The following is a 20,171-nucleotide window of genomic DNA, read 5'->3' as shown; positions in this document are numbered from 1 at the left end:
ACAATGGGATTAACGCATCAATCTCAAGGTCGTAATGCGGCCCAAAAACAATATAATAAGCGGCTGGACAAAAAAAGCTTAATGATAGCTTTAGCCGGAAACCCCAATACAGGTAAAAGCACTGTCTTTAATAATCTTACCGGGCTGAAGCAGCATACAGGTAATTGGCCCGGAAAAACAGTGGTCCAGGTGCAAGGTGAATATCTGTTCAATGGGAAGCCATATACATTGGTAGACCTTCCCGGCACCTATTCCTTATTTGCCAATTCCGTAGAAGAACAGGTAGCGAGAGATTACATTTGTTTTGGCAAGCCCGATGTGACCGTAGTGGTGGTAGATGCTACCTGTCTTGAGAGAAATCTAAACCTTGTGCTCCAAGTGGTGGAGATAACTGCTAAGGTAGTGGTTTGCGTAAATCTTTTGGACGAAGCGGAAAGAAAGAAAATGATTGTTGATGTTAATATGCTGGCCCAGGAACTGGGGGTGCCCGTCGTGGGAACAATTGCCCGCAAAGGAGTGGGGCTGAAAAAACTGATGCAGGCAATTGCCGATATTGCGGAAGAAAGAATTATACCTCAACCCATTCAACCAAGATATAATGCCGAAATTGAATCGGCTATAGAAACACTCCTGCCAAAAGTAATTGATGATTTTGGCCGGGATATAAGTCCTCGCTGGCTTGCTTTAAGGTTGCTGGAAGGGGACACAACAATATTCGAAACCTTGAATAATGCCGATAGTAATCTACTGAAGATTAAAAATTTCGGAAAGGGGCTTTATGTGTGAAAGATAATACCCATTTAGGCAGTGATCATAGAGACATAATAGTCACTAACTTGTACCGCCAGGCGGAAGCCATTGCGAATAGAGTCGTATCCAAACAGACAGAACCGGCCTTCAAATGGGATAAAATTCTTGACGACATCGCAACCTCCCGACTCTTTGGCTATCCGCTAATGCTTCTGTTATTGGGCGCTGTTTTTTGGATTACCCTGGCCGGTGCCAACTATCCGTCCGCAGTAATCGCTGATTTTTTATTTGGTATCGAAGCGAAGCTGCTGCAATTTGCGACTGCCGCCAACATACCCGAATGGATACCCGGTTTATTTGTCAAAGGTATGTACCGCACCTTGGCCTGGGTAGTAGCGGTAATGCTGCCACCCATGGCGATATTTTTCCCGTTGTTCACCCTTTTTGAAGACCTGGGCTATCTTCCCCGGGTCGCTTTCAACCTGGATTATTTGTTTAAAAAATGCGGCACCCACGGCAAGCAGGCACTAACGATGTGCATGGGATTTGGCTGTAATGCCGCCGGAATAACTTCCTGTAGAATTATCGATTCGCCTCGGGAAAGGCTGATTGCCATGCTGACCAATAATTTTGTTCCATGTAACGGCCGTTTCCCCGCCCTTATTCTTATTGCCAGCATTTTCATGGTAGGCATTGCCCCGGGACCCCTCAATAGTATGTCCACAGTTTCTATAATAGTAGGTCTAATCTTATTTGGCATTATAATAACTTTAGCAGTATCCTATCTGTTGTCAAAAACCTTGTTGAAAGGAATTCCGTCAACTTTTACTTTGGAACTTCCTCCATATCGCCCGCCTCAGATGGGACGGGTAATAATAACTTCCATAATGGACCGAACAATTTTTGTCTTGGGTAGAGCTGTAATGGTGGCCGCACCTGCTGGAATGATAATCTGGCTCATGGCCAACATTCATGTGGGCGGCATCAGTTTGATTGCCGTTATAGCCCGGTGGTTAGACCCCTTCGCCAAAGCAATCGGTCTCGATGGCCTGATACTGATGGCCTTTATCCTGGGTCTTCCGGCCAATGAAATCGTAGTCCCGATTATGGTGATGAGTTATCTGTCCACGGGAGCAATGATGGAGATGGGTAGTCTGCAAGAGATGCGTACACTGCTGGTAAGCAACGGTTGGACCTGGCTCACTGCTCTAAATATGATGCTTTTTTCTCTACTTCATTATCCATGCAGTACTACATTAATCACCATTTTAAAGGAAACTAAAAGCAAAAAATGGACCTTCCTGGCATTTTTAATCCCCACCTTAGTTGCTGTTGCAGTGTGTTTCTTAGTAGCCCAAACTGTCTATTACTTTGGCTGGGCTTAACAAACTATGTGCTAAACGGGGGCGGATTATGGCCGTCCCTTTTCTTTTTGACCTTTTTGAAAATGTTGATCTGCAAAGCATAAACCCTGCAATCAAGTAGTAAATATTACTTGGAGGTAATCTTATGAAACAAAAAAACGACCAAAAACAGTTCTATACCGTTAGGGGCTATGCTTTACTCCACCGGGAAAATGATGCCCTAACACCCAGTATGGAAGATTATCTGGAGATGGTAGCCCGCCTTTCTAAAGACAAGGGTTACGCCAGGATTGGCGATCTATCAAGAGCATTAAACGTACAACCGCCCTCCGCCAGTAAAATGGTACAGAAATTGGCTGAGCTTAATTACCTGAATTACGAAAAATATGGCATCATCGAGCTTACCACAAAAGGCAATGAGTTGGGCGATTACTTGCTCCAACGCCACGAAAGCATAGAACAATTCTTAAAAATAATCGGTGTAACCGAAGGAGTGTTAGAGGAGACAGAGAAAATTGAGCACAACATTAGCGAAATGACCATGCTGCGCATCCGTATTCTGGTGGACTTTATGCTGGATGATGAAAAGCGGTTAAAAAAATTCCTTGCCTATTTAGAGGATAACTTGGTATAGTAATGTAATATTCCACAGGTAACAACACAACCTGGATACGATTTCAAAAGTATGCGGTGGAAAAGTAGAATTAATGGTAGATTGGCCAATTAATTACTCAAGGTGATCCCCCGGGTTTCCGCATCCCACTGGACCGTTAACCCCAGCACTTCCGCTACGGCTCTTAGGGGCAGCATAGTCCGATTACTTGTTAACTCCGGCGGCACCTCCAAAGATATGGCTTTCCCGTTGACCACCATCTGTTGGTCTCCCAACCATAAGTCTATCCAGTTATCTTTTTGAATGACAGTCACGTTTTCGGTATTACCATTCCAAAGCACCGTTCCGTTTAGAGCCTGGGAGACAAACCTTACCGGTACCAATGTCCGCCCAGCCACTATCACCGGGGCTACATCCATTTCCGTTACTGTACCGTTAACACTCATCTGCCGCTGGCCTTCTTTTAACCCCAAGGACAACCTAGGCTGGGTTACGACGGGTTTTTCCTCCCGGTCATAGTTTAATCGCAAATTCTTAAACAACAGTCGCCCTTGAAGTGCCCGCACTTGTTGCTCATTTTCAGCAGTGACTACATAAATCCGCTTTACAGTTAACGGTTTACTATTAGTGAGTTCCCCAAAATACAACTCTACCGATTGCCAACCTTGCCAATCAATACGCTTCGCTAAATCTACCCGCTGACTATTACCCTCAGCATCCTCCAATTCGGCCCTCAGCCATTCGCTGCCCCCACTGCCATAGACATCCAGCGTTAGGCTTTCGGCCTCCTTATCTATCACGAGTCCGGCCTCGCCAAGTTTAATATACGCAGCAGCATTTGCATCAGTAACGCCGGTAAAATCATAATCCAGCGCTGTTACCTGCCGACCTTGGGCATCCACGGGGTCCGCCACCCGTTTTATCCTTCCGCTCACTTCTTGTGGATATGTTAAGAAAGAGAGGTCCGTCAATGAATTAAACAACGGTATTGGCACCCCTTTCCTTACTGTCACAGCTAACGGTGCACTAAAGCCTTGATATCTGGCTACTACAATTCCGCTTCCGCCGCTTCCTGCTCCCTGTACAGTCAGTATTCCATCTGAAGATACTTCCCCCTTCAAGTTATGCAGCTGCCAGTCCACAAACGCCGCGGGTATCTCCCTGGTCTTGCCGGTAACAGTTTCTAAAGTCAGGGCTAGAGGTATTCCCTGCCCCAAGTTTATTTGCTCATCATTTTTCGCTAAAGTAAGGTTTAACGCGCTTAATTCTCCCTTACCTACTACCTCAATCGGCAGCCTAGTGCCCACCTGATTGGCACCGGCAATAATCTCAACTATTCCCGGACGCTTAGCCACAAAGCGGTTGGCCTGCAAGGTACCTACTTCGCCTTTTTTGGTCCAAGTTATCGGTAATTTGGCTGTATCCATTGGATTGAAATACTGGTCATAGGCTTTTAAAGAATAGCTAACTCCTTCACCAATTAATGCCACTTGGTTACCCGACATAATTAGGCCCTCCAGCTTACCTTGAGGTGCAGTAGAATAGACCGCCAATGCATTCACTATCAGGCGCTCGTTTGCCCCCTGCTCCGGTGAAAACACTCTCTTGGCCTGCCACTCACCCAACGGCCTGGCTGCCATAGTGGTAGAACCGCCACCATCCAAATTAATGGCTTGCCAAACCCCCAATTCTTCGAAAAACCCAGCCAAATCACCTAATCTGAGTCCCTTGCTGGCCTTAGTACGCCCTTCTACCCCCACTAAATAGATAGTTTTCCGGTCTTTAGAAATACCTACAGCGGAACGCGCCCGCACCCCATCTAGGGAAGCAAGCACTTCCTTAGGGAGTGGAACGGCTTTTCCGCCATCCACCAGCAAACTGTACCCGCCCATAATCGTACTCCAATTTCGGTCAGGGCTAACTGCATATTCGATATCAATGGGATCACCTACCCCGAAATTATCCTCCAAAAAGCGCGCTGCTTTACCGTGGCCCCGTAGGATATAAGCATCTTTGGGTACAGGAATATCCAAATACTCCCCATGACTAATCTTAACTACTTTGCTGTCTTTCACCAGTATTTCCGTAGGAGTGGTATAACTGTCCTCGCCGCGGGTATGCCCGGCCCATAGATCATTATACAAATGCAGCTTGTCCACATGACTGTGGCTTCCCCCTGGCTGCTCCCAATAGGCTGTCTTATTCAAGCCCGCCAATTCAAATGTTGCTCCGTTGGCTGCCTTTACGCTGCCTGAAAAAGCAAAAGACTCTATGTAAGCCTGCCGATCAGCGGTTATTCCCAGGGCATGCCAGCCCACAAGCTGCGCAGGTGAAGCTGCTAAACTTCCCCCCGTGGCCATGGGCCCGATAGGAACCCCTTCTCCTTTCGTATTAAAAAAATCACCGTTAATGGCAGCGACTGCCCCCGTGTTTTTAGCCATGGCAGTGACATTAAGTCGCTCTGTTAGTTTTCCCTGCCCGGGAATGACCGCTAATTCGATATTGGGATCACTAATATCTACCTTTGTTACCCAAGCCTTGGCCGGCCCATCCGCCGTTTGCCAATGATATTCCTCCATTATTGCCCCTGCGGTAATCGGAACAGCTGTTATCAAATTCGGATCGGCTAGCAAAACTTCTTCGTTCGCTGCCACTTCAATTTCACTACTTATCTGCCCCCGCCCACTTGAATCCTCCCGAGCCAGAAGGGGCGGCCCAGTTAACATGGATGTTGCCAGAAAGATTGAACATGTAGATAGTGAAATTTTTTTAAGAGCCATTCGAAATTTTTTTGTTGCTAACCAGTACGAGTTTTTAGGCATAGTTATGTCTCCTTCTTGTTGTCTAATTATCAAAATCAAGCATTGATTATGTAACTAATACATCAATCGGTTTAGCATTGCATTGGTGATATTGCGCGCAAAAAAGCATAAATAAACTATCGCCTAGAATAGACGTTAGCCACTTGAAAAACGTTCCATTTAAATTATCTTTAATTATTAGGTTATTTTATGGCATTCACTATAGTACTTCGGCAGAATAATTGATAATGGGAGGGTGGTATAGCAAAAAACGAAAATAATCCGTATGCCAGTCACTTAAAATTGACTAATGGTTTGGGCGGCCTTAGTCTTACTAGGTAATTATATTAAAGAATCGTTCCTAGCTTGCTACGTGAATCAAAAAAAGCACCTTCCCTTTTTGGGAGATGCTTCAGTTTTTTTGGAAACTCCCTTTTAACGTTTCTCAGATTTTCTTCTTGCTTTTGACCAATAATCCGGAGAGACATAACCAATAAGTGAATAATCAAGCTCATGACTTGCTGGAGTTACCAGCCACCTGTATTGTCCGGACTTTTATACCATACCCCCATACGATAATATATATTTTCTTTAATCGTACTACAATGGGTAGTATTAGTCAATGCCCTCTTGCGTGCGTTGAAAACAGCTCAAACGATAACTTTTTCACAAACGTATCATTTGCGGTCGCTATTAATTGTGAAGAGAGGGCTAATGAAGTCAAAAAAAGATAAACCCCCTGACAGGGGGCTATCTTTTTTCACACTTATTAGCAGGATGCATGGCACTTGCACAGGTTGGACTGACGCTTGGATACTTTTTTAATCTTCATGCCTTAACACCTCCTTTATGAAATTTTATATTCAACCCTTCCAAGGGTTAAAAGCTAGATTACACCACAGCAATGGCATTGCAGCGGGTCAGGACTTTTGGGATTGCCAAAGGTCTCCGCTCGGAACCTGCAGCCTCCTTTGCATTGTTCCAGGTACTCACAGTCACATTCCAATTCTACTAGGGTTACCCGAGGCGTATTAACCCAAGCCGCGCGGAGTCCTATTTCGAAAATTGGATTTTCCTTTGTCGAATAAAAACTGCACTTTTCCAGATGCCCGTCTACTGTGGCTGTGGCCAAATGTGCGCCACATGCCCAAGGGCCGTTGCCGTTAAAATGTCCTCCACTTCTGCTGTACTGCATTAACGGCGCAGCCACTTCCGGCGTTACTTGGCAGATTTCATTCTGTGCAAGACGACCAGTTGGTGTAGGAAAATCAATGTTCCATTCATCTATGCCGTACTGGTCAATTAGTTTTTCCAGTTGGGCAAAATCATTAAGGTTACGGGCGTGAATCATGGTAGCGATAGATACTTTCTTACCGCATGCCAATAGAGCTTCCAAAGCCTCCGTCACTTTCCTAAAACTGCCCCTACCTCGCAGAGAATCGTGTGCTTCTTCCATGCCATCAATACTTAACTGTACTTCATGCACGTTCAACTTTTGAGCCGCTTCCCTGCTGATTAAATGCCCGTTAGAAAGCAACACGCTTCGAAAATCATATTTCGGCAACTTCTCATTTATCTCCCAGAAATGAGGGTACAGAAGCGGTTCTCCCCCTGTCAACATCATTTTGAGTCCTTGCAGAGCCTCAAACTGCTGCGCCACAGCATAAAAGTGTTCCAATCCCATATCATGTCCCTGGGTATCGCCAAGAAAGCAATGGTGGCAGCGAAGGTTGCAGCGATCAGTTAATTGAACTTCAAGATAGCGCAACGAAGGATTTGGTGTACTGTCAGCAACAACCTCTACCGGCGCGCTGACAGGCTTAACCGCCAATATTTCTTCCTCAATGCAGAAATCTATGAATTCCTTCGCCTCAGCATCCGTAGGTACGTCTTTCACACGAACATTACCCCGTGCACAAGACAATAAGAATTGGTATGCTTCCTGGTTAAGTTCGTAAAGTTCGTCGTTTACCTTATCATATATCACAGGTTCTTCCAGATTTTTGAGGGAAAATGCCGGGTTAAAGTTTAGCGAATCAATCGCTGACGACATTGAAGATATCCTCGGGAGTAATGATTTTATTATCCATCAATTTCTTTAGCAATTTAAAAGCCCCGCATTCCAAGTCCCTCTCATCTTCTCGAAAGAAATCACAATCCTTGCAGAACAATTCAACGCAGCCTTCGTGGCCGGTAAGATAGTCCTTATCCTTTTTCTTTAAGTTCTCAATGTTTGCTTTCAAATTAGGAAAACAATAGTTTGCCACTTTCTTTCGCCTCCTTGGTAAATAACCTAGTTGGACATCCCTTGCCAAACTAACCGCCCACTCACTGCCTGCTAACTATACTGCTGCCGAAACGCGGCTCTGATCTGCTTCTTCAACATGCATTTCTCCGGTTTCCATATGAAAACGCCATCTTTTCAGGCGAAGAGCGTTACTCACCACAGATACGGAACTAAACGCCATAGCGGCACCGGCGATGATCGGGTTCAGTAAACCGCTCGCTGCAACGGGTATACCAATGGTATTGTAAATTAAAGCCCAAAATAGATTCTGCTTGATGTTTTTCATAGTGGCTTTACTAAGCTGTACAGCAGCAACTATACTACGCAAATCTCCACGCATGAGGGTGACGTCAGCGGCTTCCATCGCAACATCGGTTCCTGTCCCGATTGCCATACCGATATCAGCCGTCGCCAGAGCCGGTGCGTCATTGATACCATCACCAACCATACCCACGTTCTTGCCGGCATCTTTTAGTTTTTGTACTTCTTTGGCCTTATCTTCAGGCAGTACCTCTGCTAAAACATTATCCACGCCTACCTGCTTGGCGATAGCATTCGCCGTACGCCGGTTATCCCCGGTTATCATGTAGACTTCAATCCCCATTTGCTTAAGTTGAGCAATTGCGGTCTTTGAATGCTGTTTCACGGTATCAGCCACTGCAATGAGACCAGAAGGACGGCCATTGATTGCCATGAGCATGGCTGTTTTCCCTTCGTTCTCAAGCTTTGCCTTTTGCTCTTCAAAATTAGATACATTGACGTCGCGTTCAATCATTAATTTTGTATTACCTACCAATACTCGCTTCCCATCGATATGAGCCTCAATCCCATGGCCGGGAATAGCATTAAAACTGTCGGTTTGAGGCAGTCTCTGCTTCTCTTCGGCCTTTTTCACAATGGCCTGGCCGAGCGGATGCTCGGAATTTTTCTCTACTGCCCCGGCAATTATTAGTAAGTCTTCCTCCCGAGTGTCGTCCAATGACACCACATCCGTGACTTCGGGCTGACCTTTAGTAATGGTTCCGGTTTTATCCAGAACAATGGCATTTAGTTTGTGCGCTTTTTCAAGGTGTTCGCCGCCTTTAAAAAGGATACCGGTTTCTGCACCCCTACCCGTACCCACCATAATTGAGGTCGGTGTAGCCAACCCCAGCGCACAGGGGCAGGCAATCACTAGTACGGCGGTAAAGTTAATTAAAGCTACCGGTAAATTACCGGGTGTGACGACAAAATACCATATCAAAAAGGTAACTACTGCAATTGCCACCACCACCGGCACAAAGTACCCGGAAATGATGTCCGCCATTTTCTGGATAGGTGCTTTTGAACCCTGCGCATCTTCTACAACCTTGATAATCTGTGCAAGCGCCGTATCCTTACCCACTTTGGTTGCCTCAAACTTAAAGGAACCATGTTTATTGATGGTGGCACCAATCACTTCATCGCCGGCTTTTTTGTCCACCGGAATGCTTTCACCCGTCAGCATGGATTCGTCTACTGCCGATGTACCTTCAATCACCTTTCCGTCTACCGGAATTTTTTCACCGGGACGAACGACAATCACGTCGCCCAGCTCTACTGTATCAACCGGGATGTCCATTTCTTCTCCGTTACGGATTACCCTGGCAGTTTTCGCTTGAAGCCCCATGAGCTTTTTAATGGCTTCAGAAGTTCTACCCTTGGCAATTGACTCTAACATGTGCCCCAAAATGATTAGAGTGATTAATACCGCCGCTGTTTCGTAATAAAGCGGTCCCCCAATAAACGTGTTCACCAGACTGTAAAAATAGGCGGCAGAAGTACCCATGGCAACCAGTACATCCATATTTGCCGACCCATGTTTAAGGTTGAGATAAGCGCCGCGATAAAACTGCCAGCCTGCAACAAATTGGACAGGTGTCGCCAACAATAATTGAACCCACGACGACTTTAAGATTTCAGGGTACCAAGCCCATTCGAAAATGTGAGCAAACATGGTCAACAGCAAGGGAACGGAAAGTATCGCTGAGAGAATGAATACATTCCGCTGACGAACAATCTCATTCTGCCGCTGCTGCCTCTCCTTATCTTCATTAAGCTCTTCAACCAGCTCAGCCGTATAGCCAATTTTTTCTACTGCCTGCCGCAGGTCATGAACTTTAAGCTGTCTTGCAATGAACTCTACAGTACCCTTTTCAGTGGCAATGTTTACTCCGGCCTTAATAACCCCTTCAAGACTATGAAGCTGTTTTTCCACTCTGCTCGCGCATGCCGCACATGTCATGCCGCCAATTTTTAGTTCAATTTTTTCGGTACCAACTTCATATCCCAGGTCATGAACAGTTTTGATGAAATCATCTACGCCCAATCGATCAGGATGGTATTCCAGCGTAGCTTTTTCAACTGCAAAATTAACATTTGCTTTTTCTACACCATCTAGTTTGTTAAGTCCTTTTTCGATTCTGCTGGCACATGCTGCGCAGCTCATGCCAGAAATAGGTAAGTTAACTGAAGTAGTATTCACCTGATTGCTCTCCCCTTTCTGTACAGCAAATCATCCTAAACTTATAACATCCATTAATGCTGATGCGGTCTATGGTCTGCACCATCATCTTTATTTTGCGTAGTATGTTGCTGGCCGCCACAACAACCACCGCCGGAGCCATGCATACGCATCATCAATAACATCAACCCTCCAAACAAAATCCAGCTTCCATAACTATTAAGAAAATCAGACATTCTTTCGCCTCCCGTTTAGCCCCCTCTTTATACCTATAGGGGGTATATATTCAATTTACTACACTTAGTAGTTGCCGTCAAGGGTATTGGAATAAAATTCGATAAATTTACCCTGATTTTAAAAAAAGACCACGGGTGCTAAATTCCCGTAGTAATTTTCAGACAAGCGTTGTATTCTTGATCATCTGTCTCTATGCAATTTCAAGTTGCCCCTTTTTAACAGCCCTTTTCAGGGCTAGCTACAATAAGCTTCAATATTTTGCCCATTTTGTTTTGGATTTCAACAGGTTTAATTTGATCGTTGCGAATATTTTCCACAGTACGTCTGTGATATTTGACCCTTAGTTTATTGATCCTGGAGACCAACTCCCTAAAAAAAGTGTCAGAAGCAATGCTTCTGACACTTTTTTTACAGTTAAACTTTTTCGTTTGTAATGTATGTCAAGCTAGCTGTCTTTTAGCTAGGTCAGCAAAAATATCTTTATTCTCCATAAGCTCTTGATAAGTCCCACTTTCCACAATCTTTCCCCGGTCCATAACGATGATCTTATTGCAGTTCATAATAGTACTTAGACGATGTGCAATAACTACCCGTGTAGCCTGGAGTTGGTCAAGGCTTTTGCTGACTATGGCTTGGGTACGGTTATCTAGAGCACTGGTGGCCTCATCGAAGAATATAATCTTAGGTTTATTGATGATAGCTCTAGCTATCATCAATCGCTGTTTTTGTCCTCCGGAGATTGTACCTGCTCCTTCGCTGATGACAGTATGCATACCCATCGGCATTTCCTTGATGTCTTCCTCAATGCCGGCCATCCTGGCCGCTTCCCAAGCATCTTCTATAGTCAGGTAAGGGTTGGCACCTACAATATTACTGAAGATGCTCCCGGACATGAGCTGCCCGTTTTGCAACACTACACCCAGTTGCTTGCGTACAGCGCGAATATCTACTTTAGATAAGTCTTGCTCATTGTAGTAAACCTTCCCTGTCTCTGGTTTTTCAAAGCCCAGCAAGACTCTAAATAAGGTAGACTTCCCGCAGCCTGAAGTACCCACTAAGGCTACATAATCCCCCTCATTAATTTGAAAAGAGACATCTTGCAGCACTAAGGGAGCATCTGCTTTGTAGCGAAAAAATACATGGCTAACTTCTATCGAGCCGGTAAGGGTTTCCGGGTTTATCTTGGTATCATCATATTCAGGTAAAGTTTCAAGTATAGGCTTAGCTCTTTGATATAAGGGGATAACAATGTTTGCACTGATTAATGACTCCGACAAAGAAACCATGGAAAACATAAAAGTAACAAAGGCTGAATTAAAAGCAATAAACTGACCTGGTGATAAAATACTGTTGGATGAAGTCAAGGTATAAAAAATAGCCATGCTCGATAGGACGGGAAAAAAAGAGTTAAAAGTGGCCAGCCAGCTGCCCAAAGTCTCTCTTTTAAAAGATAACTTCCGTTGTTCACCAAACTCTTTTGCCCATCGGTGAAAAGCCCTGCTTTCTGCTCCTGCTACACGGAATTTGGTTATTCCTCCGATAAGCTGCAGCATCATGCCGGAGATGCTATTAGAAATTTCTAATACTTTACGCTCGTAGCGTACCTGCCAGTAGCCTAAAGAACCCATCACAATTATGGCTAACACAACCAATACAGCCGCTACCCCGGCTAGCTTAATATCATAATAAAAAAGCAAAGCAAAGGTAAAAACAGAAAAAATGCTGGATAGAATTGTATTTAGAGTCACTCCTGAGAGGATCATTCGTATCCGGCTGATACCCATAGCCCGCATGGCTAATTCTCCTGCAGAAAACTGCTTAAAAAAAGGTACGGGTAAGCTTAGTAATCGATCCCAAACAGCAGCCTGAATAGAACTGTCCATTTTACCTTCCATGCGCAGCGTAGCAAGAGAACGAGTATATTGAAAGAGCATGGCGGCCAAGGCGCTTGCCCCTAGAAAAAAAGCGATTTGTAGCAACTGGCCTCTTTCACCTTCAGGAATAATACTGCTAAAGACTATCCCCGTTGCCAGGGGAATAGCAGTGCCTAGTATCCCCCCCAGGACACCCATCAATGCTATCATTGCTAAATCTCGTTTCCAGCAGCTTCTGTAGCCGAAGGATAGCAGATCGCGAAGAGTAATTTCCTGATGTTCAAACGGACGGTAAAAGACAAAACCAAAATGTTTGATTTTTGCAGCAGTTTCCTTGTCCACAACATTTTCTATCCCCAAAACAAAGTCATGTAAGATATATTTAGAAGGCGATGCAGGGATTAGGGCGATCGGTCTATCATCTTCCTGCATATGACCCAGGATGGGGCCGCCGTCTTGTCTGTACCATTCCCCTTGCAGAGTCACTTCTCTAGTACGGATGCGTGAGGCTCGGGCAATCTCATCTAATTGAGTATTACTCCGGCTCCCAGGACTACTGAAGGCAGGTGTAACGATTTCGATATTCAAACTCCGACCTACCAAACGGCAGGCATCTAGCAGAATATCCCCACTTTCTTCCTCCAAGCTTACTGTTTTCTCCTTTTGGTTAATTGATGCTAGCCTAGAGATTGAGTTTTCCATTAGACGTCTATCGTATCTTTCTTTTTCACGCAGGCGAATTTTTTCCCCTTGATTTTGTTTTTCCCATAAGTCGGTAATAGACTGAAGAATCCGACTATGATAATCTTCCATAATCAAGGGGTCGTTTAAATATTCATACTCAGATAATCCCTTTTCTTCTGCAGCAGCAATTTCTATGCGTGATATATCGTCACTTTTATTGACTTTAGCTAAAACTTCAAGCCATCGCTTCACCAGCTTTATAACTTCTTCAGATATATCTTCCTCTAATAGTTTTCTAAGCTGCTTTACCTCAAGACGCATTAAGCTGGAACCGATCAAACCAGATGCCATAAGACCTTTTCGATCGGGGAAACCCCCAGGCTCAATTCCAAAAAGTAAATCACCTTGTTTTGCTTCAAACAAGTATTTTTTTACACCTGTCCTGTTTTCTTTTGTTAGAACCGTTAAGAAGACAGAAATCTTCCCCTCCCCAACCATCCAAACATAGCCGGCATCGTCTAAAATCCGAGGTTTGCTGCCGTCAATAGGAATCTTGATGCCTTCTTGGTTAAAAAAATCCCCAACCTTCATTTAGCTCACCTACTTTAATTCGTTAATTAACCCGTTTGGATCAGATTTGCATAAATTCCAGCACGATTATTCAATTCCTCGTGGGTACCTCTTTCCACAATTTTTCCCTTTTCTAAAACAATGATTTCATCACAGTCCCGAATGGTACTCAGGCGGTGAGCCACTATAATACAGGTGCAGCCACGACGCCGGATGTTTTCATCAACAATTTTTTCGGTAACAGGATCAAGGGCACTGGTGGCTTCGTCCATGATGATAATCGTTGGATTCTGAGCCAACGCCCTGGCTATCTCCAGCCTCTGCCTCTGCCCGCCACTAAAGTTTTTTCCGCCTTCCTCTACCGAATGGTCATACCCCCCGGACCGAGAAGTAATATCATCATGGATGCAGGAATCTTTGGCAGCACGGATCATCTGAAATTCCGAGATAGTCTCATCCCATAAGGTGATGTTGTCCCGCACTGTCCCTTGAAACATATTGATATCCTGATCTACCATGGCCAAGGAATTACTAATTGCAACCCTCAGAAATGATGTACGGGGTTGGCCATCGAAAAGTATTTTTCCAGACCAGGGTCGGTAAATTCCAGCAATTATTTTTGCTACTGTGGATTTCCCGCTGCCGGAACCACCGACAAGAGCTACCCGAGACCCTGGCCTGAGTGATAAAGTAAAATCTTCAATCAATGGAGGCTCCAAAGAACTGTAGCCAAAGGTTATTTGACTAAGCTCTATATATCCCTCCAGCTTTTGCCCTGCATAGGGGGTAGTTTCTTCCCTTTCACCCCCAGCTTCTTGATCAAGAGGATATTTCAAGACATCGTCTAAGCGGTTCATTTCTCCTTCCATTTCCTGCAGCTCGGCTCCAAGCCCAACGATTCCTGTCACAGGACTCATAAAACTGGCCATCAGACTTTGAAAGGCTACCAGCATGCCGATGGTCATTTGCCCTTCCAGGATTAAAAAACCGCCTAAAGCTAATACAATCGTATTATTTATTCCCGTAAGAAAAGTAGGAAAGACAGATAAAAATTGAGAAGAAACACCTAGTTCTTGTTCAGAGTTTAGTGCTTTTGCCTGGTATCCTGACCACTTAGCAAAGAAGTCCGATTCTGATCCGGTAGCTTTTAGAGTCTCTATTATTTGTAGACCGGACATGCCCGTACCACCTAGTTTCCCTCGGTCTTTTAATAGCTTTCGGTTCTGGTCCACTCTTTTAGCAGAAACCAATTTTAAATAAAGAACATTGATAAGGGCAATAACCAGTCCTACTAAAGCTAAGATAACGTTATACTGTAACATTAAAGTGAAATAGAAAAAAATCATCACAAAATTTAAAGCTGTAGTGGCCAGTTGTCCTGACAATATTTTCGCTACCCTATCATTGCTCTGCATCCTAGAAGTTATTTCCCCGGAAGATCGCTGAGAGAAAAACTCGGTTGGCAGCCTTAAAATATGCCACAAAAACTGTCCTGATGTCGTCAAGGCTATTTTAGTTTCCAGCCTTAAAAGGTAATACTGCTGCAGCCAGGTTAAAATTCCCCTTAAGACCGCCGTTATTCCCATGCCTAACAACAGGGGCGCGAGCCAGAAATCCCTTCCACCTAGCAAAATATCGTCAATAAAAACTCTGGCAAATACAGGAATGGCTAATCCCGGGATTACCAGTGCCAGCCCTAATAAGACTATATAGATCAAAGCAGTTTCTGATCCATGCAAACGTTTTTTTAAAGCGGAGATAAGGCTGGGTTTTTTTTCATCTTTTTGAAACTGAGGCAGTGGTATAAAAACCAATGCTACCCCTGTAAAGGACTGACTGAATTCCTCTTCTGTCACGACCCGCCTGCCGGAGGCTGGATCGTTTAAAAAGACTTTCCCCTGATGGAAACCTTCTAACACTAGGAAATGACTAAAATTCCAATGCACAACCATGGGCATTGGAATTTCTTTTAAAGACTCAGGTTCCTTACGATAACCCTTGGCCTCCAGATCATACTTTCTAGCTGCTTTCAGTATATTGCTTGCTTTGCTGCCATCTCGGGATACGCCACAATCTGTTCTTAGTTCCTCTAACGGTATGTATTTGCCAAAATAGCCTAAAATCATGGCAAGAGAGGCTGCGCCGCATTCCACAGCTTCCATCTGCAGTACAGTAGGAACCTTAGCTCTTCTATTTTTTTTCACCTTATCACCTCCCCGCTTTTAATGAACTGCACTTCCAAACAAAGGAATTACCTTGCTTATCGGCTTTTCCCTATTGGTAATTACAGCACTTTCAACAATGGTACCACTATGAATGTACATAGGAGGTCCCCCATGCGATGACCACCGATAACCACTTTCAGTGCTGTCGTCAGGAATTAAGTCAATCCGTACCATCAGAGGAGCACCTTGCCCCGAGAGCAGAGCAACCAAATTTTCATTTCCTAAAGTTTGCATCATACTTTGCGTCGTAGCAGGATACTCAGAAACAGAAATAACCCTTCCTAACATAAAACCATACTCTTCTTTATTCACAATCGTAGGAGAAATCTGGGCTTCCATCCCGGGCAGGATGATACCACCTTGTTCAGCAGGAACATAGATCACTGCTTCCATCTTCACCGTTCCACCATATTGCTCCAGGGTAACCAGGGGGTCTCCTGGCTGGATGATGCTTCCTTTCTCGATATTTAACTCTAATATACGTCCATCAATCTGGGAAACAATTTGAGACTTATAATCTAATTCTTCACGAAGCTGTAGCACTTGGTCTTCTATTACTTTATACTCAGGCGAATCGGCTCGTTGGTTATTTCCCATCTCATTGAGAGTGCTCTGCAGACTATTAATTTCGGCAACCAGTTGAGGCAGTGCAATTCTTGCTACGACATCGCCCTTTTTCACCATATCTCCTAGCATAAATCTAACGTCAATCACCTGTCCGGCGGTATGATGCTGTAAAGTGAAAACACCTCCATCATTAATAAGAATCCCCCGACCATCTATTTTTGTAGGAATACTGCCTAAAAAACTCCAAGCAACCGCACTAATAAGAATACAGCCAATCGCTATCAGGGCAAACCAAGACCTAGGGGATGTCACCTTTATTAGTTCATCGAGCTGCTCCGGAGATGAAAGCCTCTCCAGGGATACTTCACGAAATACACCTTCACTCATGATTCGCACCTCCATCTACTTCTCAAGATATTCAAATTTTCCATCTTTTAATTTTTTAAGCACTACCAGCTTACCGATGTCATCTCCCGTTTCGTCAAATTCATGAATACCGACTGCACCCGACCACCTGCTTAAATTCATTAATTCTTTGGCAACTGTGGAGCGGTTGTTCAAGTCAGATTTTGCTATGGCAGCAGCCAGCATCTTTACTGCGTCATAGCCCAACGCAGCATAAGAGTTGGGCATTTCATTGTACTCGTTTAGGAAATCCGTCACAAATCTCTTTACTTCTAGACGATCTATATCAGGATTAAACTCTGAACCTATAATTGTACCTTCTGCCGCCTTACCACCTATTTCTGAGAGTAAAGGAGAATCCAGACCATCTCCAGCAATAAAAGGCACATTAATCCCTGCTTGGCCGGCATCAAAAATAAACTGGCCTCCTTCAGGCATGATTTTAGCTATGAAAATTCCATCCAATCCAAAGGCTTGCCATCTGCTATTTAGACGCCTTAAATCCTCCGTGCTGCTGTAGTAGTTAAACCTATCGACTATCGTTATACCCTGCGTTCTGGCATGGTCTTCAAAAGAATTGGCCAACCCAGAACCGTAATCGTCATCAGAATAATATATGGCCATGCGCCGGTAACCTTGGTCTGCAAGATAAACCGCCAATTGTCGTGCTATTTCATCATCAGAAGGTATGTTACGAAAAATATGCTTATAGCCATTTTTTGTGAGTGCCGGCGCTGTGGAACCTGGTGATAACATCACGAGACCTGCATTATTGTAAATAGCGGAGACAGGGATAGAGATAAAAGAATTATAGTGCCCAATCACAGCTTGGATTGTCATATTTTCTGTAAAAGACCGGGCTATTGCCATCCCTTTTTCAAGTTCGGAGCCGTCATCCTCTTTAAGTAGTCGAAGTTCTCTACCTTTAATCCCACCGCTGCTGTTAATCTCCTGGACAGCAAGATCAATTCCTTCATTAAATAAATTGTTATTGGTTGCAAACGGCCATGCCACGCCTATGACTATCTCATTATTTTCTTCTATTTGTGTACAGCCTGTTAATAAAAGGAAGATAACAATACAAAGAATAACGATTTGGCACTTTGTAATTTTCTTAAACATAGCTCCACCACCTTTTCCTTACCTGAAGAATTTGCTTAATCCGATCCTGTCAGCTTTCTCTTTAATATATGGCTTTATAACATTTGTAAATTCCATATGTAAATAGTTCAAAACATGAAAATATTTCGCCATCATATCTTACAAAAATGAGACCGTTTGACCGGGCCTACGTTTTTTAAAGGTTAATACGTTTTACCCCTAAATGTATTACACATCAGAAAACTTTTTTCTGTCTTTTACAAAACTTCTTGTTTGATTCCCCTGCTGAAAGGGAGTGATTACCCCCTATTAACCCCTTGGGAGAATTTAAAATAAGCTCATTTTTTGTTTAGTTACCTCAAAGCCGGATTTTTTCAGGTATATGATGTGCATATACATCAATAAATCCTTGTTTTCACTGTGTTTTGCTCTACATTGGACACACCACTTCCCTGCCTTTTGGTTTAGGCTTATTCATTGCTCGGGAAAATTGTTTGAAGTTATGACCAATTACCTTGAGGCCAATTTGTAACTGACATTTGATCAGGCCTCTTACTCTAAGTTTGTTAGCACCTTGGCCCCTTTTAATTGCAGAGTTGGTACCCTCTATGGCAGCCCTTTTACTGGTGTTTTCACGTCGTATTTCCTTTTTTGAAATTTCTTGGCGGGTGTTGGCTGCTAGTATTGCTTTTTTACTGGCTCTCAGTACCATTGATTTTTTCTGCGGCTTTACGGGACAATGCTCTCTTATGGGGCAATAAAGGCATTCTGACTTCTCAAAATGGGTCGTTGTACTTTTAGATTTCTTACTATAGTCGCTTCGAAGTGGTATTTTACCTGCAGGACATTTTTCCACCTCATGTTCTTCATTGAAGTTGAAGTTTGTCAGAGGTAATTTGTTACTGGTACTTTTCCTGCCGGTCATGTCTGTAAAATGCAGTTTGACTTCTGCTTCATCAGCTTTGTTAATTGTTTCTTCGCCGTAATAGCCGCCATCTACGTAGAGGTCAGTAACATCAGTATTTTTCTTGATAGTATCTACACGTTTTCGTGCCAGTTCTGTATCGCTTTTTATATTGACATCCAGATCGTAATCTGTAATTAGCTGCACCGGATTATCTTTCGAACATGTTTCAGCTAGATTAACAACATAGCCTTGGTTCGTCTTACCGTTTTTATTTCTAAAGGTAGCGTCCGTATCATGGGCAGACTGCATGGATGCGGAAGAAATTTCTTTATTATCTTCGGGCACCCAGACTTTCTTTTCTGTATCATAATGTGCTTGTTCATTGAGAAAACGAGCTAACAGTTTGATTTCCTCTTTTGAAGTTAGTTGTTTTGCTTTAGCGAGGTCATAAATTTCTGTACAAAGTATGAGTACTGTCTCAAGCTTGGCATTTATCTTACTGGCCTTGGTTTTAAACAGCAGTTTGGTCTTGAAGGAAGGCTCCAGTACTTCTTTTAGTGAGTTGCTTAAATGTTTTTGAGGTATTGCTTTCACGGCTTTTTCTAAAAAATCATAAGCAAGGGATAACCTTCCAGCTCTTTTAATATTAGGGGTAACATAGGTTGAGTCCATTCTTTGTTCGTCTGTTTTAATATTGGCTTTATCGATGAAATGCCGAGTTAAGATTTCAAACTGCTTAAACATGATTTCTTCTTCATCGGGGTGTTCCTTAACGTAGTTGACGAGGCGTTCTCTAAATTCATACAGGGTGCGTTCAGCAAAGTATATTTCGCCAATATTTTTGATACCTAAAGCGTAGATTACCTGATAATTGAAATAGAATTGTTCTAAGATTTCTTCATCTGTGTAGTCGAACATATTCTTTATTAATTCCAATGATAAAAGGATATTTACCGGGAAATTAGGCCTGCCGTTATCAAAACAGTAAAGTGGAGCAAACACTTCTTCATCTATTTTACAAAAGACATGCTCATAAAAAATCGGTGCCCAGGTATCTTTCAGCATTTTAGCTATTTTAGGGTTCATGGTTTGATAGTGACTGAACAATTCTTCCTGCAAATGACCATCGTTTTTTCTAAACATTCTTTGCACGCCCCTTCGCCTCAAGTGTAGACCTACCAATGGTTTCTACCATTATTACTTCGACGCGAAGGGGGTAAAATCTTCCTTTTTAAGACCTTTTTTTAGGGGTTTTTGCAGGGGAATCCTTGTTTGTAATGATATCTCCACTTAAACGTATTAAA

General features: G+C 43.6%; 13 protein-coding genes. 3 read left to right on the top strand and 10 right to left on the bottom strand.

Annotation, left to right across the window (positions count from 1 at the left end):
* Window positions 1-3 precede the first annotated feature (3 nt).
* From MFMK1_RS04375 to mntR, 3 genes are all read left to right on the top strand, one after another.
* Complete coding sequence (locus MFMK1_RS04375) at window positions 4-786, top strand: FeoB small GTPase domain-containing protein (protein WP_366923930.1); 783 nt, start codon at window positions 4-6, stop codon at window positions 784-786.
* Complete coding sequence (locus MFMK1_RS04370; protein ID WP_366923929.1) at window positions 783-2,135, top strand: nucleoside recognition domain-containing protein; 1,353 nt, start codon at window positions 783-785, stop codon at window positions 2,133-2,135. The genes MFMK1_RS04375 and MFMK1_RS04370 overlap by 4 nt, the downstream gene beginning before the upstream one ends.
* 124 nt (window positions 2,136-2,259) lie before the next feature.
* Window positions 2,260-2,748, top strand: a complete 489-nt coding sequence (gene mntR / locus MFMK1_RS04365; RefSeq protein ID WP_366923928.1) for a transcriptional regulator MntR — start codon at window positions 2,260-2,262, stop codon at window positions 2,746-2,748.
* 89 nt (window positions 2,749-2,837) lie between these two features.
* Here the strand turns inward: mntR and MFMK1_RS04360 are convergent, their stop codons facing one another.
* The 10 genes from MFMK1_RS04360 to MFMK1_RS04315 all read right to left on the bottom strand — a co-directional run bounded on the left by MFMK1_RS04360 (window position 2,838) and on the right by MFMK1_RS04315 (window position 20,010).
* The gene (locus MFMK1_RS04360; RefSeq protein WP_366923927.1) at window positions 2,838-5,549 is read right to left on the bottom strand and encodes a stalk domain-containing protein; all 2,712 of its coding nucleotides are present in this window, start codon (window positions 5,547-5,549) and stop codon (window positions 2,838-2,840) included.
* An 865-nt stretch (window positions 5,550-6,414) separates the two neighbouring features.
* Complete coding sequence (locus tag MFMK1_RS04355) at window positions 6,415-7,581, bottom strand: radical SAM protein (protein ID WP_366923926.1); 1,167 nt, start codon at window positions 7,579-7,581, stop codon at window positions 6,415-6,417.
* Window positions 7,565-7,795: a hypothetical protein gene (locus MFMK1_RS04350; protein ID WP_366923925.1), complete on the bottom strand. Its 231-nt coding sequence runs from the start codon at window positions 7,793-7,795 to the stop codon at window positions 7,565-7,567. The genes MFMK1_RS04355 and MFMK1_RS04350 overlap by 17 nt, the downstream gene beginning before the upstream one ends.
* Before the next feature lie 75 nt (window positions 7,796-7,870).
* Window positions 7,871-10,282 carry a heavy metal translocating P-type ATPase gene (locus tag MFMK1_RS04345; protein WP_366924875.1) on the bottom strand — a complete coding sequence of 804 codons (2,412 nt, stop codon included), beginning with the start codon at window positions 10,280-10,282 and terminating at the stop codon, window positions 7,871-7,873.
* Between the two features lie 89 nt (window positions 10,283-10,371).
* A complete protein-coding gene (locus tag MFMK1_RS04340; RefSeq protein ID WP_366923924.1) occupies window positions 10,372-10,533 on the bottom strand; it encodes a hypothetical protein in 162 nt (53 codons plus the stop codon).
* Window positions 10,534-10,974: 441 nt separating this feature from the next.
* Window positions 10,975-13,683 (bottom strand): NHLP bacteriocin export ABC transporter permease/ATPase subunit, encoded by a 2,709-nt coding sequence (locus MFMK1_RS04335; protein WP_366923923.1) that lies wholly within the window; start codon window positions 13,681-13,683, stop codon window positions 10,975-10,977.
* A 26-nt stretch (window positions 13,684-13,709) separates the two neighbouring features.
* The gene (locus tag MFMK1_RS04330) at window positions 13,710-15,824 is read right to left on the bottom strand and encodes an NHLP family bacteriocin export ABC transporter peptidase/permease/ATPase subunit (RefSeq protein WP_366924874.1); all 2,115 of its coding nucleotides are present in this window, start codon (window positions 15,822-15,824) and stop codon (window positions 13,710-13,712) included.
* 60 nt (window positions 15,825-15,884) lie between these two features.
* Window positions 15,885-16,841, bottom strand: coding sequence for an NHLP bacteriocin system secretion protein (locus MFMK1_RS04325; protein WP_366923922.1), 957 nt, complete (start codon window positions 16,839-16,841; stop codon window positions 15,885-15,887).
* Window positions 16,842-16,856: 15 nt separating this feature from the next.
* Window positions 16,857-17,981, bottom strand: coding sequence for an ABC transporter substrate-binding protein (locus MFMK1_RS04320; RefSeq protein ID WP_366923921.1), 1,125 nt, complete (start codon window positions 17,979-17,981; stop codon window positions 16,857-16,859).
* 409 nt (window positions 17,982-18,390) lie between these two features.
* Window positions 18,391-20,010 (bottom strand): transposase, encoded by a 1,620-nt coding sequence (locus MFMK1_RS04315; RefSeq protein WP_366922135.1) that lies wholly within the window; start codon window positions 20,008-20,010, stop codon window positions 18,391-18,393.
* Window positions 20,011-20,171 lie beyond the last annotated feature (161 nt).

This window comes from Metallumcola ferriviriculae (assembly GCF_035573695.1).
Lineage (GTDB): Bacteria > Bacillota > JADQBR01 > JADQBR01 > JADQBR01 > Metallumcola > Metallumcola ferriviriculae.
This window is presented reverse-complemented; position numbering and strand designations above follow the sequence as displayed.